Source organism: Mesorhizobium sp. LNHC229A00, assembly GCF_000502415.1.
Taxonomy (GTDB): Bacteria; Pseudomonadota; Alphaproteobacteria; order Rhizobiales; family Rhizobiaceae; genus Mesorhizobium.
Genome location: NZ_AYWQ01000248.1, coordinates 1 through 286, shown reverse-complemented (window position 1 = coordinate 286; position 286 = coordinate 1). Strand labels below are relative to the sequence as shown.

Below are 286 nucleotides of genomic sequence, written 5' to 3'. Positions count from 1 at the left end.
AGCTTCCAACGGACATTGCGGTTTCGTGGCCCCGACCTTGAAAGCGCGACGGAGGCCGAACTTATCGGCATATACACGCGGGCAAACAATGCGCTGAAAAGGCTCGGCTCCGGCTGGGCATTATTCTTCGAGGCCGAGCGCAGCGAAGCGCTGGGCTATCCGAGCTCGGCGCTTCCCGATGCTGCCTCATGGCTGATCGATGAGGAACGGCGCTCGGCCTTCGAGGGCAAGGTCGCGCATTTCGAGAGCATCTATCATCTGACCTTGGTCTTCATGCCTGGGCCCG

At 60.8% G+C, this 286-nt stretch carries 1 pseudogene; it reads left to right on the top strand.

Going from position 1 to position 286, the window contains the following annotated elements:
• Nucleotides 1–286: pseudogene (locus X742_RS01000000171385) on the top strand (conjugal transfer protein TrbE); the annotation flags it as partial.